This window comes from Streptomyces sp. NPDC060232, assembly GCF_042726555.1.
Classification (GTDB): Bacteria; Actinomycetota; Actinomycetes; order Streptomycetales; family Streptomycetaceae; genus Streptomyces.
In genome coordinates this window covers 61,680-77,231 of the sequence record NZ_JBHXAG010000023.1, presented here as the reverse complement: position 1 = coordinate 77,231, position 15,552 = coordinate 61,680, and the positions used below count along the sequence as shown (strand labels likewise).

The 15,552-nt window shown below is 72.1% G+C and carries 13 protein-coding genes and 1 riboswitch; of the genes, 11 read left to right on the top strand and 2 right to left on the bottom strand.

Annotated elements, in window-relative coordinates; all coding sequences use genetic code 11:
- The first annotated feature begins 35 nt into the window (after positions 1–35).
- From ACFWFZ_RS28040 to ACFWFZ_RS28020, 5 genes are all read left to right on the top strand, one after another.
- Positions 36–845 (top strand): c-type cytochrome, encoded by an 810-nt coding sequence (locus ACFWFZ_RS28040; protein ID WP_030036316.1) that lies wholly within the window; start codon positions 36–38, stop codon positions 843–845.
- Positions 842–1,900 carry a Rieske 2Fe-2S domain-containing protein gene (locus ACFWFZ_RS28035; RefSeq protein ID WP_387125762.1) on the top strand — a complete coding sequence of 353 codons (1,059 nt, stop codon included), beginning with the start codon at positions 842–844 and terminating at the stop codon, positions 1,898–1,900. Before ACFWFZ_RS28040 ends, ACFWFZ_RS28035 begins: the two co-directional genes overlap by 4 nt.
- Positions 1,897–3,525 (top strand): cytochrome bc complex cytochrome b subunit, encoded by a 1,629-nt coding sequence (locus tag ACFWFZ_RS28030; RefSeq protein WP_387125761.1) that lies wholly within the window; start codon positions 1,897–1,899, stop codon positions 3,523–3,525. The genes ACFWFZ_RS28035 and ACFWFZ_RS28030 overlap by 4 nt, the downstream gene beginning before the upstream one ends.
- Before the next feature lie 164 nt (positions 3,526–3,689).
- The gene (gene trpD, locus ACFWFZ_RS28025) at positions 3,690–4,754 is read left to right on the top strand and encodes an anthranilate phosphoribosyltransferase (protein WP_387125760.1); all 1,065 of its coding nucleotides are present in this window, start codon (positions 3,690–3,692) and stop codon (positions 4,752–4,754) included.
- An 86-nt stretch (positions 4,755–4,840) separates the two neighbouring features.
- Positions 4,841–4,957, top strand: a riboswitch (SAM riboswitch).
- Positions 4,958–5,178: 221 nt separating this feature from the next.
- Positions 5,179–6,576, top strand: coding sequence for an aminotransferase class V-fold PLP-dependent enzyme (locus ACFWFZ_RS28020; RefSeq protein WP_387125759.1), 1,398 nt, complete (start codon positions 5,179–5,181; stop codon positions 6,574–6,576).
- A gap of 957 nt (positions 6,577–7,533) precedes the next feature.
- Here the strand turns inward: ACFWFZ_RS28020 and ACFWFZ_RS28015 are convergent.
- Positions 7,534–7,815 (bottom strand): Lrp/AsnC family transcriptional regulator, encoded by a 282-nt coding sequence (locus ACFWFZ_RS28015; RefSeq protein WP_030036325.1) that lies wholly within the window; start codon positions 7,813–7,815, stop codon positions 7,534–7,536.
- On the bottom strand, positions 7,812–8,546 hold the full coding sequence (locus ACFWFZ_RS28010; RefSeq protein ID WP_387125758.1) for a rhomboid family intramembrane serine protease: 735 nt from the start codon (positions 8,544–8,546) through the stop codon (positions 7,812–7,814). Before ACFWFZ_RS28010 ends, ACFWFZ_RS28015 begins: the two co-directional genes overlap by 4 nt.
- A gap of 123 nt (positions 8,547–8,669) precedes the next feature.
- On the opposite strand from ACFWFZ_RS28010, the gene ACFWFZ_RS28005 reads away from it, so the two are divergent.
- The 6 genes from ACFWFZ_RS28005 (at position 8,670) to ACFWFZ_RS27980 (ending at position 15,243) form a co-directional block, all read left to right on the top strand.
- Positions 8,670–8,909 (top strand): hypothetical protein, encoded by a 240-nt coding sequence (locus ACFWFZ_RS28005; protein ID WP_008738811.1) that lies wholly within the window; start codon positions 8,670–8,672, stop codon positions 8,907–8,909.
- 43 nt (positions 8,910–8,952) lie between these two features.
- Positions 8,953–10,317 (top strand): NYN domain-containing protein, encoded by a 1,365-nt coding sequence (locus tag ACFWFZ_RS28000; protein WP_387125800.1) that lies wholly within the window; start codon positions 8,953–8,955, stop codon positions 10,315–10,317.
- 251 nt (positions 10,318–10,568) lie between these two features.
- Positions 10,569–11,597 (top strand): NlpC/P60 family protein, encoded by a 1,029-nt coding sequence (locus ACFWFZ_RS27995; RefSeq protein WP_387125757.1) that lies wholly within the window; start codon positions 10,569–10,571, stop codon positions 11,595–11,597.
- A 221-nt stretch (positions 11,598–11,818) separates the two neighbouring features.
- Positions 11,819–12,883: an NlpC/P60 family protein gene (locus ACFWFZ_RS27990; RefSeq protein WP_387125756.1), complete on the top strand. Its 1,065-nt coding sequence runs from the start codon at positions 11,819–11,821 to the stop codon at positions 12,881–12,883.
- Positions 12,884–12,949: 66 nt separating this feature from the next.
- Entirely contained in the window at positions 12,950–14,080 is a 1,131-nt protein-coding gene (locus tag ACFWFZ_RS27985; RefSeq protein ID WP_387125755.1) for a hypothetical protein, read from the top strand.
- 20 nt (positions 14,081–14,100) lie between these two features.
- Positions 14,101–15,243: a glycosyltransferase family 4 protein gene (locus tag ACFWFZ_RS27980; RefSeq protein WP_387125754.1), complete on the top strand. Its 1,143-nt coding sequence runs from the start codon at positions 14,101–14,103 to the stop codon at positions 15,241–15,243.
- Positions 15,244–15,552: the final 309 nt, after the last annotated feature.

Genomic DNA, 15,552 nt, shown 5'->3' with positions numbered 1-15,552 from the left:
CACCGACGCAGAAGATCCTGACACCGGGGTAATCCGTGAAAAAGCTCTCCGCACGACGACGCCATCCGCTGGCGGCGGTCGTCGTTCTACTCCTCGCGCTGGCGGCCACTGGGGGGCTGTACGCCGCCTTTGCTCCCGCGGGCAAGGCGCAGGCCGATGAAACCGCCCAGTCCCTCGCCATCGAGGAGGGCAAGAAGCTCTACGCCGTGGGTTGCGCAAGCTGCCACGGAACCGGCGGTCAGGGTTCCTCTGACGGCCCGAGCCTGGTCGGCGTCGGCTCCGCGGCCGTCGACTTCCAGGTGAGCACGGGCCGCATGCCCGCCCAGCAGCCCGGCGCCCAGGTGCCGAAGAAGCCGGTCATCTACACCCAGGCGCAGATCGACCAGCTGGCCGCGTACATCGCCTCCCTCGGCGCCGGCCCGATCACGCCGACCGAGAAGCAGTACGACCCGGCGGACGCCGACATCGCCAACGGTGGCGAGCTGTTCCGCAACAACTGCGCGCAGTGCCACAACTTCACCGGTGAAGGCGGCGCGCTGACCAACGGCAAGTACGCCCCCAACCTTGAGGACGTCTCGCCGAAGCACATCTACGAGGCCATGCAGACCGGCCCGCAGAACATGCCCTCCTTCCCCGACAGCACCATGCCGGAGAAGCAGAAGAAGGACATCATCGCGTACCTCCAGAACGTGAACGGTGAGAAGTCGACCAACCCCGGTGGTCTCAAGCTCGGTGGCCTCGGCCCCGTCTCCGAGGGTCTGTTCGGCTGGATCTTCGCTCTGGGTGCGCTGATCGCTGTCGCCGTCTGGGTCGCGGCCCACACCGCTAAGGCCAAGAAGTCATGAGTAGCCAAGAGATTCCCGAAGAGAAGCACCTGCCGAGCGAGCAGGGCGACGCCCACCACGGTGGCGTAGCAGTGGCGGACGACCCGTTCGCCGACCCGGGCCTGCCGGTCCACAAGCCGCGCATCCAGGACATCGACGAGCGGGCGGCGAAGCGTTCCGAGCGCACCGTCGCCATGCTGTTCACGCTGTCGATGCTGGCCACGATCGGCTTCATCGCCTCGTACGTGATCTTCCCGGTCGACAAGATCGTCTTCATCTTCCCGCTCGGGAAGGTCAGCGCGCTCAACTTCGCCCTGGGCATGACGCTGGGCACGGCCCTCTTCTGCATCGGCGCGGGCGCGGTCCACTGGGCCCGCACCCTGATGTCCGACGTCGAGGTCGCCGACGACCGCCACGAGATCGCCGCTTCGCCGGAGGTCAAGGCGAAGGTCCTCCAGGACTTCGCCGACGGTGCGAACGAGTCCGGCATCGGCCGCCGTCCCCTGATCCGCAACACGATGCTGGGCGCGCTGGCCATGCTGCCGCTCTCCGCCGTCGTGATCATGCGCGACCTGGGCCCGCTGCCCGAGGACAAGCTGCGCCACACCATGTGGGCCAAGGGCAAGCTGCTCATCAACCAGAACACGATGGAGCCGCTGCGTCCCGAGGACGTGCTCGTCGGTTCGCTGACGTTCGCCATGCCCGAGGGCCTGGACGAGCACCAGCACGACTTCCAGACGCAGATCGCCAAGGCAGCCCTGATGATCGTCCGCATCCAGCCGGAGGACATCAAGGACAAGCAGGAACTCGAGTGGTCCCACGACGGGATCGTGGCCTACTCGAAGATCTGCACCCACGTCGGCTGCCCGATCAGCCTGTACGAGCAGCAGACGCACCACGTGCTCTGCCCGTGCCACCAGTCCACCTTCGACCTCTCCGACGGCGCCCGCGTCATCTTCGGCCCGGCCGGGCACGCCCTTCCGCAGCTGCGGATCGGCGTGAATGACGAAGGCTTCCTCGAAGCGCTCGGCGACTTCGAAGAGCCCGTCGGTCCTGCATTCTGGGAGCGCGGATGAGCACCGCCACTGACACCAAGGCGCGCAAGGCGCCGGCCGGAGAGCGCGTAGCGGACTGGGCGGACGGCCGCCTGGGCATCTACAGCCTCGCCAAGGCCAACATGCGCAAGATCTTCCCGGACCACTGGTCCTTCATGCTCGGTGAGATCTGCCTCTACAGCTTCATCATCATCATCCTCACGGGTGTGTACCTGACGCTGTTCTTCCACCCGAGCATGAACGAGGTGGAGTACCACGGCTCGTACGTGCCGATGCAGGGCGTGCTGATGTCCGAGGCCTTCGCCTCGACGCTCGACATCAGCTTCGACGTCCGCGGTGGTCTGCTGATCCGCCAGATCCACCACTGGGCGGCGCTGATCTTCGTCGCGGCGATGATCGTGCACATGATGCGCGTCTTCTTCACCGGCGCGTTCCGCAAGCCGCGCGAGGTCAACTGGATCTTCGGCTTCCTGCTGCTGGTCCTCGGCATGTTCACCGGCTTCACCGGCTACTCGCTGCCGGACGACCTGCTCTCGGGTACCGGTGTCCGCTTCATGCAGGGCGCCATCCTGTCCGTCCCGGTCGTCGGCACGTACCTGTCGATGTTCCTGTTCGGCGGGGAGTTCCCGGGCGGCGACTTCGTCGCGCGCTTCTACTCGGTGCACATCCTGCTGCTGCCCGGCATCATGATGGGCCTCCTCGTGGCCCACCTGATCCTGGTCTTCTACCACAAGCACACCCAGTACGCGGGCCCCGGCAAGACGAACAACAACGTCGTCGGCATGCCGCTGCTGCCGGTCTACATGGCCAAGGCCGGAGGCTTCTTCTTCCTGGTCTTCGGTGTCATCGCGGTCGTCTCCGCCGTCGCCTCGATCAACCCGATCTGGGCCCTCGGCCCGTACCGCCCGGACCACGTGTCCACCGGTGCGCAGCCCGACTGGTACATGGGTATGCCGGAAGGCCTGATCCGTGCCATGCCCGGCTGGGAGATCAACCTGTGGGGCTACACGCTCGTCCTGGGCGTGTTCATCCCGCTGGTGCTCTTCCCGCTGGTGCTCGGTTCGATCGCCGTCTGGCCGTTCATCGAGTCCTGGGTCACCGGCGACAAGCGCGAGCACCACATCCTGGACCGCCCGCGCAACGTCCCGACCCGTACGGCCTTCGGTGTCGCCTGGATCGCGGAGTACATCGTGCTCCTCATCGGCGGCGGCAACGACATGTTCGCCCAGTACTTCCACCTGTCGATCAACTCGATCACGTGGTTCGTCCGGATCGGCTTCTTCGCCGTCCCGGTCCTCGCCTTCATCATCACCAAGCGGATCTGCCTCGGCCTCCAGCGCCGGGACCACGACAAGGTGCTGCACGGTCGCGAGACCGGCATCATCAAGCGTCTGCCGCACGGTGAGTTCGTCGAGGTCCACGAGCCGCTCCCGCAGGGCACGCTGCACACCCTCACCGCGCACGAGCAGTACAAGCCGATCGAGATCGGCCCGACGGTCGACGAGAACGGTGTCGAGCGCAAGGTGAAGGCCACCGAGAAGCTGCGCGCGAAGCTCAGCAAGGGCTTCTACGCCGAGGGCAACCAGATCCCGAAGCCCACGGTGGAGGAGTACAAGGAGATCCAGTCCGGCCACGGCCACCACTGATCCCCCGCACCACCGCATGAGGGACTGATCTCGGCCAGTCCTGGTGTCGCCACGGCGAGAGCCCCGTCCAGTGTCCGGACGGGGCTCTTTGCCGTAACCGGGGCTGGATAGGCTGATCTCCGACCCATTCGACGTGGCACCCCCATCAACAGCAGGAGCGGACCATGAACGTTGCGACCCCGGCAGGCGGCGACAGCGTGGCGGCCCGTGGTTGGCCGGGCGTCCTCGACGCCCTGCTGACCGGCCAGGACCTCAGCGCCGACGACACCGCCTGGGCCATGGACCGGATCATGCGCGGGGAGGCGACCGACGCCCAGATCGCCGGCTTCGTGGTCGCGCTGCGCGCCAAGGGGGAGACGGTCGCGGAGATCAACGGCCTCGTACGGGCCATGTACGGGCACGCCAACCTCATCGAGGTGCCCGGCCGCACCGTCGACATCGTCGGCACCGGCGGCGACGGGGCCAAGACGGTCAACATCTCCACGATGTCGGCGGTCGTCGTGGCCGGAACCGGCGCCAAGGTCGTCAAGCACGGAAACCGGGCCGCGTCCTCCGCGAGCGGCTCCTCGGACGTCCTGGAGAAGCTCGGCGTCAACCTCGACCTGAGCACCGCGCGCGTCGTCGAGGTCGCCGAGGAGGCCGGCATCACCTTCTGCTTCGCGGTGAAGTTCCACCCCGCCCTGCGGCACGTCGCGGGAGCCCGCCGCGAGCTGGGCATCCGCACCACCTTCAACATCCTCGGCCCGCTCACCAACCCGGCCCGCGTCCGCGCCCAGGCCACCGGCGTGGCCGACCCCCGGATGGCCCCCATCGTCGCGGGCGTGCTCGCCGAGCGAGGCTCCTCCGCGCTGGTCTTCCGCGGGGACGACGGCCTCGACGAACTGACCACCACGGCGACCTCGCGCGTCTGGTGGGTGCGCGACGGGAAGGTCACCGAGCAGTCCTTCGACCCGCGCGACGTCGGCATCCCCCTGGTCGACGTCTCCGCCCTCGCCGGCGGGGACCCCTCCTTCAACGCCGACGTCGCCCGCCGCCTGCTGGCCGGCGAGACCGGACCCGTACGCGACGCCGTGCTGCTGAACTCCGCGGCCGCCCTCGTCGCCCTCGACCCGGGCACCGGCAGCCTGGAGGAGCAGATCACCGCCGGCATCACCCGCGCGGCCGAGTCCATCGACTCGGGTGCCGCGCGTGCCGTCCTGGAGCGCTGGGTGACGGCCAGCAACGCCTGACCCGGCACACGATTCACGCCGGACCCCGGTCCGCCATTCGGACCGGGGTCTTGTGCGCGGCGGATCTTGTGGCAGGATGCTGACCAGGTCACGAGTGACAGCGTGTAGGCCCCGGCTTGCTGTCCGGCAACCCTCCTTCCGTGGCGGGGTGCCCCGGGTGATGACCAGGTCGTAGGCAGCAAGGCCTACGGCAAGCGCGGATCCCTCGACACCAGGGGTCCTGGTCTTTCGAGGAGCGTTTTTCCGTGAGCAAGCGAATGCGATAGGGCGACTGACGCCCCTTCTTCACCCTCGGACCAGGGTCACTTCCGCGTACCGCGACCGTCCCGTCCGAGGCCACTCCCGTACCCCGGACGGCCGCACGGCCGTACCCGCGTACGGGCACACCGAAGCCATTCAGCCCTGCCTGCCGGGAGATACCGCCATGTCCGCATCCCTGAACGCCACCGTCGCCACCGCCCAGGACCCCGCCTGTGCCCAGCCGCTCGCCGTCCTCGGCCGTGACGTCACCGTCCCGCTCGTCACCGGCGGCGAGGTCACCTACGCCGCCCTCGACTACGCCGCCAGCGCCCCCGCCCTCCAGCGGGTCTGGGACGACGTGGCCGCCTACGCCCCGTACTACGGCAGCGTCCACCGCGGCGCCGGATACCTCTCGCAGCTGTCCACCGACCTCTTCGAGCAGAGCCGGGCCACGGTCGCCGAGTTCCTCGACTGCCGCCCCGGCGACCAGGTCGTCTTCACCCGCTCCACCACCGACTCCCTGAACCTGCTCGCCGCGGTGCTCCCCGCCGGCTGCCAGGTCTTCGTCTTCGAGACCGAGCACCACGCCTCGCTCCTGCCGTGGACGAACGCGCAGGTCACCTACCTCGACGCGCCGCGCACCCAGGCCGAGGCCGTCGCCGTCCTGGAGCGGGCGCTCGCCGGCCGCGACCCTTACGGCCCGGCGCTCGTGTGCGTCACCGGCGCGTCCAACGTCACCGGCGAGCTGTGGCCGGTGAAGGAACTCGCCGCCGCCGCGCACGCCCACGGCGCGCGGATCGTGCTGGACGCCGCCCAGCTGGCCCCGCACCACCCCGTCTCCGTGCGGGACCTCGACGTCGACTGGGTCGCCTTCTCCGGCCACAAGCTGTACGCGCCCTTCGGCTCGGGCGTCCTCGCCGGCCGCGCCGACTGGCTCCAGCAGGCCGATCCGTACCTGGCGGGCGGCGGCGCCTCCCGCACGGTCTCCCGCCGCGAGGACGGCGGCGTCGACGTCGAGTGGCACACCACGGCCGCCCGCCACGAGGCAGGCTCCCCGAACGTCATCGGCGTCTACTCCATCGCCTCGGCCTGCCGTGCCCTGACCGAAGCCGGCTTCGAGAACCTGGTGGCGCGCGAGCAGCGGCTCGTGGAGCGGGTCCGCGAGGGCCTCGCCGACGTCCCGGCCGTCCGCGTCCTCTCCCTCTTCGGGGACGACGCCCCGCGGGTCGGCGTCATCTCCTTCGTCGTGGACGGCTGGAACAGCTCCCACTTCGCCGCCGCGCTCTCCGCCGAGTACGGGATCGGCGTCCGGGACGGCCTGTTCTGCGCCCACCCGCTGGTGCGGACCCTGCTGGGCAGCGAGCCGCAGGCCCAGGGCGAGTGCGGGGCCCCCGAGGCCGCCCCGGGCGAGCGCTCCCTGAACGCCATCCGCGTCAGCTTCGGCGCCGGCACGCCGGACGAACACGTGGACCGCTTCGTCGGCGCGGTCCGGGAACTCGTCGCGGACGGCGCGAAGTGGCAGTACCGCACGGAGGAAGGCCGCTGCGTCCCCCTCCGCGGGACGCCGACCCCGTCGTCCTGACCTCCCCCTGCGGGGTGCCCTGCGGGCGGGCTCGGTGGGTGGCGGGCCTGGTCTGGGGGTTGCCCTGCGGGCGGGCTCGGCGGATACGGCCTGGTCTGCGGGGTGCCTTGCGGGCGGGCTCGGTGGGTGGCGGGCCTGGTTTGGGGGCGTCGGTGGTGTCCAGGCAGGGGTTGGTCTCGCGCGGGTGCTTGGCGGGGTCGGGGGGTGGGGTGGTGCCCCGCACGAGGATCTCCTCGGCTCGGCGCGCGCGGGCACGTCCCGGCCGTACCCGGCGGTCGCGCCTCGTCCTGCGGGGACCCTCCTGCGTGTCCCCACCCCACCGCCGGCTTCGGCAGCACCCGGGATCCCCATACGTGCCCCCGCCCAGGTCGACTTCGCCAGCACCCGGGATTCCCTCAGGTGTCCCCCGCCCAGGTCGGCTTCGGCAGCACCCGGAATTTCCTTAGGTGTCCTCCGCCGAGGTCGGCTTCGCCAGCACAGGGGATTCGCCCACGCGCTCCCGCTCGCGGCCGACTCCGGCAGTACGCGTGGCTGCGTCCCGCCCCGGGGCTGGCTTTTGGTGGTGCTGGAGGGGCCGGCTCGTGCGTGGCTGGATCGGCGGAGGGGAGGGGGGACGGGGCGGGGTGTCCCCGCAGGACGAGTGCGCAACCACCGGGTACAGCCGAGACAGCCCGCACGCGCCGAGCCGAGGAGACACCCCGCCCCGGCACCCCGGACCGACCAGACCGACAAGCCCGCGCCGAAGCAACCCGCACACCGCCGAGCCGCCCGCAGGGCAACCCGCACCTTCCAGCCCCGCCGGCGCTTGAGGCGCGGGTCCGGGCAGCGCCCGGCAGCCGGCGCAAGCCGAGCAGCCCGCAGGGCGACGGCAGCGCCCGGCAGCCGGCGCAAGCCGAGCAGCCCGCAGGGCGACCCGCGGCGAAGCCCAGGCCGGATCTGCAGACCCCGCCGGAGGCGTCAGGCGTCGAGGCCGATCGCGAACGCCGCCTCCAAGTCGTGCTGCGAGTACGTGCGGAACGCCACGTGCGTGTCCGTCGCCTCGACGCCCGGGATCTTGCTGATGCGGCCGGGGATGATGTCGGCCAGGTTCTCGTGGCGGTTCACGCGGACCAGCGCGATCAGGTCGTAGGTCCCCGTCACGGAGTAGACCTCGCTGACGCTGTCCAGCGCGGCGATGGACTCGGCGATCTCGGGGATGCGGTCCACGCTGGTCTTGATGAGCACGATCGCGGTGATCACGGCTGGCTGTCTCCCTCGGTGGCCGTCGCTGGTCGACTCACTCTAGTCGTACCCCGATAGCGGGCCCACGCGTAGAGGAAGCCGAGCGAGAACCCCACCAGATGCGCCAGATAGGCCACTCCCGGCCCGCTCTCCGCGCGGTGCGCGGCCACCCACTGCAGGGCGAACCAGAACAGCAGCACGAGCCACGCCGGGAACCGCAGCGGCAGGAAGAACAGGAAGGGGAACAGGCTCGTCACCCGGGCCCGCGGCAGGAGGTAGAGGAACGCCCCCAGGACGGCCGAGATCGCACCGGACGCTCCCACCAGCGTCTGCGCGGACTCCGCGTTGGCCGCCGCGTACGCCGCCAGCGCCAGGTAGCCCGTGCAGAGGTAGAAGACGAGGAACGCCGGACGGCCCATCCGCTCCTCGGCCATCGCGCCGAAGACGAAGAGGAACAACATGTTCCCCAGCAGGTGCAGCCAGCTGCCGTGGACGAACAGCGCGGTGAGTGGCGTCAGCCAGGCGCGCGGCGTGTCCGTGAAGAGTTCGTCGGGGACCACACCCCAGCGCCGGAAGTACGCGGTGCCCGCGCTCAGCAGTTCGTCGCCGGTCCCGTAGCCCGGATCGAGCCCCGAGGCCGGGCTCAGTACGAACACCACACCGCAGCCCGCGATCAGCGCGTGGGTGACCACCGGTCCCCGGGCAGCCTCGCGCACAGCCTGCCACCTTACGATCATGTGACAGAGCATGACGCAACGTGCCCCACCTGAAGCGGTGGCAGGCCGTAGGGTTACGAGCTGCGGTCCACAGGCCGACGCGGACGGCCGAACGGCCGCTTTAATTGAATGAGCTACGAAGGAGTGAGCAGGCCGATGACGGTTCCCCTGCCGACCGACACCACCCGGTGGCGCTGCACCCTGTGCGGCAACCTCACGCGCTTCGACGTCACCCGGTCGTCGAAGGTCGTCGAGTACGTCCACCTGGACCTCGCCGGGGAGCCCAAGGTCGAGGAGCGAGAGGTGGTCAATGAGACCATCGAGTCGGTCCGCTGCCGCTGGTGCAACGCGGTGGACCAGATCGAACTCGTGGACAGGCCGGGCGCGGACTCCTGACGGAGCCCGGTCCGCAGGTAGACCATCACGGTAGGGGTGACGGATTGTGGAGCCAGCAAGCGGCGCTGGGCCGGCCGACGCGGCCGGCGACGCCGCGGAGGCGCTCGACCGCCCGCTGCCGGAAGGCGTGCGGCGCCGGGTCGTCGCGCTCGTCTCGGACGCCTTCGGCGCGCTGACGGTCGCGGACCTGCCGGCGCAGCTGCGCCAGTACGCCCGCTTCACCCCGACCCGGCGCGCCAAGTTCGCCGGCAACGCCATGGCCGCGGCGGTCGAGACCGACCCGGTGTTCCGCAGCCGGGTCGCCGAGAAGCTGCGCGAGGCGCAGACGGACCTGGCCGCCGCGCTGGAGTCCGGCGCGCCGCCGGCCGCCGCGGATCCGCTGGACGTGGCGGCCGCCGCCTTCGTCCTGCGGCCTGCCGGATGGGTCAAGCTCGTGGCCGCGGCGGGCGAGGAGGCGCAGCGCGCCGACGCCGAGCGGGTGGACGAGGAGACCCGGCGCGAGCTGGACCGCCTGCGCGAGGAGCTGGAGCACGTACGGGAACTGCAGCGCACGGGCGGTGAGCAGGTACGGGTCGAGCTGGAGGCGGCGCGGAAGGAAGCGGAATCGCTTCAGCGTCGGCTGCGCAGCGCCTTGAGCGATGTCAAGCGCGGTGAGGCGGCCCTGCGCAAGGTGACCGCCGAGGTCGACGGGATCCGCGGCGAGGCCGCGGCCCGCGTGGCGGCCGCCGAGAGCGAGACCCGGCGGCTCAAGTCCCGGCTCGCGGAGGTGGAGACGGCGCTGGAGACCTCCCGCCGGGCCACCCGCGAGGGGCGCAGCATCGAGGACATGCGGCTGCGGCTGCTGCTGGACACCGTGCTGGACGCGGCGCAGGGGCTGCGCCGGGAGCTGGCGCTGCCGCCGGTGAACACCCGCCCCGCCGACACGGTGGACGCGGTGGAGCCGGGCCGGATGACGCCGAAGGACATCGCGGCGCGCGCCCTGTCGGAGACCGATCCGGCGTTGCTGGACCAGCTGTTGGCGCTGCCCCAGGCCCATCTCGTGGTCGACGGCTACAACGTGACCAAGACCGGCTATCCGACGATGCCGCTGGAGAAGCAGCGGCTGCGGCTGCTGGGCGGGCTGTCGATGCTGGCCGCGCAGACGGGTGCGGAGATGACCTGTGTGTTCGACGGCGCGGAGTTGGCGGCTCCCGTGCTGCTCGCGCCGCCGCGGGGTGTGCGGGTGCTGTTCTCCAAGGCCGGGGTGACGGCCGACGAACTGATCCGCCAGCTGGTGCGGGCGGAGCCGCCCGGCCGGCCGGTCGTCGTGGTCTCCACGGACCGTGAGGTCGCCGACGGGGTGGCCAAGGCCGGAGCGCGGCCCGTAACGTCCGCTTTGTTGCTGAAGCGGCTTTCGCGCGTTTCCTAACTCCCGTCCTGGATGCCGGAATTGATGGGGCATGTGGAGGACGCACCGTCAAGTGCCCGGCACGGAGCGTGCGGTGAAGGTAAAGAAGCTGGTCGGGGCACAAGTTTTTCCCGGCAGGATTTGAACTGATCACAGCTGGGTCACTAGGGTCTGGTCAAACCTTCGTGCGGTAGATCACTCATTCGGAGTGGCGGCGAAGGTGCTGCCGAGTTGCGTTCTTCGGCGGCTCTAGGAAGAAGGAGCTCGCCTTCGTGGCGTCCCACCGTCGACCCAAGCAGCCGACCCGCGCTCGTGTGACCGTGCTCACCTCGGTCGCGGCCGCGGCCGTCGCCCTCACCGCGCAGAGTGCCTCAGCCGCTCCGGCGAAGCCGAGCAAGGACGAGGTCAAAACCCAGGTCGACGCCCTCTACGAAGAGGCCGAGCAGGCCACCGAGAAGTTCAACGGGGCCAAGGAACGCCAGGAGGCGCTCGAAAAGGAGATCGGGCAGATCCAGGACCAGGTCGCGCGCGGCCAGAGCGAGCTCAACGACCTTCGCAACGCGCTCGGTTCGATGGCGAGCGCCCAGTACCGCAACGGCGGCATAGACCCCTCGCTCGCCCTCCTCCTCTCCGAGGACCCCGACAGCTACCTCGACAAGGCCTCCACCCTGGAGCACCTGAGCGGCAAGCAGGTCGAAGCGGTCCAGAAGATCCAGGCGAAGCAGCGCACCCTCGCGCAGCAGCGCCAGGAGGCCTCCGGCAAGATCGCCGACCTCGACGCCACCCGCAAGGAGCTCGGCGAGAAGAAGAAGGTCTCGGCCGAGAAGCTCGCCGCGGCCCAGGCCCTCCTCAACACCCTTACGGCGCAGGAGCGTGCCGCGCTCAAGGACGAGGAGACGCGCGCCAGCCGCGCCGACAGCCAGCGCGTCGACCTCGGCGACGTCAAGGCCTCCGGCCGGGCCGGCGCCGCTCTGGCGGCCGCCAAGACCAAGGTCGGCAGCGCGTACATCTCGGGCCACGAGGGCCCCAACTCCTTCGACTGCTCCGGGCTGACCCAGTGGGCCTACAAGCAGGCCAACGTCAGCATCAGCCGCGTGACCTACACCCAGGCCAACGACGGCACGCGCATCAGCCGCAGCCAGCTGCAGCCCGGTGACCTGGTCTTCTTCTACGGGGACCTGCACCACGTCGGCCTCTACGCCGGCAACAACATGACGCTGCACGCCTCGAACCCGCGCGGCGGCGTCAAGTACGAGTCGATGGACAACATGCCGTTCCAGTTCGGCGTCCGCATCGGCTGACGCGCCGCGCACCGCCCATCCGGGCGAATTCCACGGCCCCGATCTGACCACACGCCCCGCCGGTGACCTGCGTCTCCGGCGGGGCGTCGGTGCGTGTGCCCTCCGGCGGCCGTTGGTCGGTACGTGGTCGCGCGGCTACTGTCTGCCAGCGCGGAACCCGGCACACGGCCGCCCACGGGGGGCGGACCCGGGCCCCGCTCAGCGGAAGGGAGCGGTTCCACGTGGCGTCCCATCGTCGGCCCGGGCTCGGCGGCCTCGACCGGAGCACGAAGATCACCGTCCTCACCGCCGCCGCGGCCACCGCCGTGGTCGCCATGGCGGGCGCACCCGCGAGCGCGGCCCCCGGCCACCCGCACGAACCCGGCGGCGGCTTGAGATCCGGTGTCAGCGCCCAGGTCGACCGGCTCTTCGAGGAGGCCGAGCAGGCCACCGAGCACTTCAACGAGGCCGGGGAGAAGGCCGCCAAGCTCCGCACCGAGGTCAACCGGGCCCAGGACGCGGTCGCCCGCGGCCAGGAGCGCATCAACACCATGCGCGGCGTCCTCGGCACCTTCGCCGGGGCCCAGTACCGCAGCGGCGGCATCGACCCCGCCGTCGGGCTGATGCTCGCCGAGGACCCCGACGCCTACCTGGAGCAGGCCGCCGCCCTGGACCGGCTGACCGAGCGTCAGGCCCGGCAGCTCCGCGACCTGCGCCAGGAACAGCGCCGGCTCGGCCAGGTGCGCTCGGAGGCCTCCCGCAAACTCGCCGAACTCGACGCCCTGCGCTCCGACGTCGCCCGCCACAAGCGCTCCGTCACGGCGAAGCTCGCCGCGGCCCAGCGGCTCCTCAACTCCATGCCGTCCGAGGAGCGGGCCGACTTCGAGCGCTCCTCGCGCTCGGGCGGGCGCCACGAAGCACTGCCGGACCTCGGCCCCACGGGGGCCGGGGGCCCCTCCTCCGGCCGCGCCGCGGCCGCCGTGATGGCCGCCCGGGCCGCCGTCGGCCGCCCGTACGTGTGGGGCTCCACGGGCCCCTCCGGCTTCGACTGCTCCGGGCTGATGGTCTGGTCCTACCGGCAGGCGGGCGTCTCGCTGCCGCGCACCTCGCAGGCCCAGCGGCACGCCGGACGCCAGGTGCCGCTGTCGCAGGCCCGCCCGGGCGACCTGGTGACGTACCGCTCCGACGCCAGCCACGTCGGCATGTACGTCGGCAACGGCCAGGTCGTCCACGCCCCCTACCCCGGGGCCCGGGTGCGTTACGACCCGGTCGGGATGATGCCGGTCTCGGCGGTCACCCGCCCCTGACCTCCGGCGCCCGCCCCTGACCCCGGGCGCCCGCGCCGCCTCCGGCGCCCTGCGTACGATCGGCGGATGCCCCGCCTCCGCCGTCCGCCGCGCCTCCGGCCGCTCGTGCCGGTCCTGCTGTGCGCGCTGCTCGCCGGATGCGGTCCGCGGCCGGCCGACAGCGCCGACACCGCCGAGCGGGACGTCCGCCGGGCCGTCGCCGACTGGTCGCGGGCGATGCCCGAGGCGCTCGCCGGGATCCCGTTCGCCGACCGGGCGTACGAAGTCGCCTCGGTCCGGCGCGACGGCGAGCGGGCCCTCGTACGGGCCCGGCTGCGCTATCGGCTGGCCGGCCACGACACCGCCCCCGAGGAGTCGGTCCGCGAGATGGAGGCGGTCCGGGAGGGCGGGACCTGGCGGGTGAGCGCCGACCGGCCCGCACCGGGCGCCCTGCCGCAGCTGTGGGACCAGGGCCCGGTCTCGGTGGCCGCCGGTACGCACTCCCTGGTCCTCGGCGGGGCCGGGCAGAGCGCGGAGACGCTGCGGGAGATCGCCGCCGAGGCCGACCGGGCGGTGCCCTCCGCGGGCGCCGCCTGGCCCGGGCCCTGGGCGGGACGCGTGGTCGTCCTGGTCCCCGGCTCCCTCGACGCGATGGCGCGGCTGCTGGGCCGGCCCGCGGACACCTACCGGGGCCTCGGTGCCGTCACCACCGGCCGGGTGGGCGAGGACCAGGCCCCCGCGGACCGCGTCGTGGTCAACCCGGAGGGGTACGCCGACCTCGGCGCGGAAGGCCGGCGGATCATCCTGACCCACGAGGTCACGCACGTGGCCACGCGCGCGGCGACGACCGCCACCACCCCGCTGTGGCTCTCCGAGGGCTTCGCGGACTGGGCGGCGTACCGGGGCGCCTCCACGAGCCCCGCGCAGGCCGCCCCGGCGCTCGCCCGGGCGGTGCGGCGCGGCGCGCTGCCGGGGAAGCTGCCCGGGACGGAGGACTTCGCCTTCGGCGGCGACCCCGAGGCGGCGGCGCGGGCGTACGAGGGCGCGTGGCTGGCCTGCCGGCTGATCGCGGCGAAGTGGGGCGAGGAGGCGCTGGTGGACCTGTACGCACGGGCGGGCCGCGAGCCCCTGGAGACAGCGCTGCGCGAGACCCTCGGCGTGGACCGGGCCGGGCTCACGCAGGCCTGGCGGGAGTCCCTTCGCGAGGAGCTGCGCTGAGCGGGTACTGTCGGCAGGCGATGCACAAGACCCTGATCGTGACCAACGACTTCCCGCCGCGACCGGGCGGCATCCAGGCCTTCCTCCACAACATGGCGCTGCGGCTCGATCCCGACCGGGTCGTCGTCTACGCCTCCACGTGGAAGCACAGCGCGGAGGGCCGCGAGGCCACCGCGGCCTTCGACGAGGAACAGCCCTTCCAGGTGGTCCGCGACCGTACGACGATGCTGCTGCCGACCCCGCGCGTGACCCGGCGGGCCGTCGGCCTGCTGCGCGAACACGGCTGCGAGTCGGTGTGGTTCGGCGCCGCCGCCCCGCTCGGGCTGATGGGCCCGGCGCTGCGGCGGGCGGGCGCCCGGCGGATCGTGGCGACCTCGCACGGGCACGAGGCGGGCTGGGCCCAGCTGCCGGCCGCGCGGCAGCTGCTGCGGCGGATAGGCGAGGGCACGGACACCCTGACGTACCTGGGGGAGTACACCCGCTCCCGGATCGCCTCGGCGGTCACGGACCGGGCGGCGGCGCGGATGGTCCAACTCCCGCCGGGCGTCGACGAGAAGACCTTCCACCCGGGGTCGGGCGGCGACGGGATCCGGGCGCGGCTCGGCCTGACGGACCGGCCCGTGGTGGTGTGCGTGTCGCGGCTGGTCCCGCGCAAGGGCCAGGACACGCTGATCGAGGCCATGCCGCGGATCCTGGCCGCGGTGCCGGACGCCGTGCTGCTGATCGTCGGCGGCGGCCCGTACGAGGAGGACCTGCGCGCGCTGGCGGCGTCCACGGGAGTGGCCCGCTCGGTGGTGTTCACGGGCGCGGTCCCGTGGTCCGAACTCCCCGCGCACTACGGTGCGGGCGATGTCTTCGCCATGCCCTGCCGGACCCGGCGGGGCGGCCTCGACGTGGAGGGGCTCGGCATCGTCTACCTGGAGGCCTCGGCGACGGGCCTGCCGGTGGTCGCGGGCGACTCCGGCGGAGCGCCGGACGCGGTGCTGGACGGTGAGACGGGCTGGGTCGTGCGGGGCGGTGTGCCCGAGGAGGCGGCGGACCGGATCGTGGCCCTGCTGCGGGACCCCGACCTGCGGGCCCGCATGGGCGAGCGCGGGCGCGCCTGGGTCGAGGAGAAGTGGCGCTGGGACCTGCTGGCGGACCGCCTGCGCGAGCTGCTGTAGCCCGGTGGGCGCGGCGCCGTTGCGACGGCGCCGCCCCCGGGCCCCCGCGCCTGCGGGCCTACGTGTGGTGGACGGCTCCCTGGTCCAGGGGTCGTTCGGCGTGAACCCGTTCGTCACTGTCACCGCCCTCGCCGAGCGGAACACTGCACGCATCCTCGCCGAGGGTCCGCGCGGTAGCCCTGTCGTCGAAGGAGCGCCGGTGAGGCCTGCGGTGTCCGGCGTCGTGCAGCGCAAGGCGGAGGGGCGCCCGCGTACGGGACGTACGGGGGCGCCCCGGCAACGCGGCGAGGTGCGGCGGAGGGGCGCCGC

Coding starts and splice junctions, on each gene's coding strand:
- ACFWFZ_RS28010 (WP_387125758.1), bottom strand. CDS start 8,546: ATGCTCTGTCACATGATCGTAAGGTGGCAGGCTGTGCGCGAGGCTGCC.
- ACFWFZ_RS27980 (WP_387125754.1), top strand. CDS start 14,101: ATGCACAAGACCCTGATCGTGACCAACGACTTCCCGCCGCGACCGGGC.
- trpD (WP_387125760.1), top strand. CDS start 3,690: ATGAACGTTGCGACCCCGGCAGGCGGCGACAGCGTGGCGGCCCGTGGT.
- ACFWFZ_RS28035 (WP_387125762.1), top strand. CDS start 842: ATGAGTAGCCAAGAGATTCCCGAAGAGAAGCACCTGCCGAGCGAGCAG.
- ACFWFZ_RS28005 (WP_008738811.1), top strand. CDS start 8,670: ATGACGGTTCCCCTGCCGACCGACACCACCCGGTGGCGCTGCACCCTG.
- ACFWFZ_RS28020 (WP_387125759.1), top strand. CDS start 5,179: ATGTCCGCATCCCTGAACGCCACCGTCGCCACCGCCCAGGACCCCGCC.
- ACFWFZ_RS27985 (WP_387125755.1), top strand. CDS start 12,950: ATGCCCCGCCTCCGCCGTCCGCCGCGCCTCCGGCCGCTCGTGCCGGTC.
- ACFWFZ_RS28030 (WP_387125761.1), top strand. CDS start 1,897: ATGAGCACCGCCACTGACACCAAGGCGCGCAAGGCGCCGGCCGGAGAG.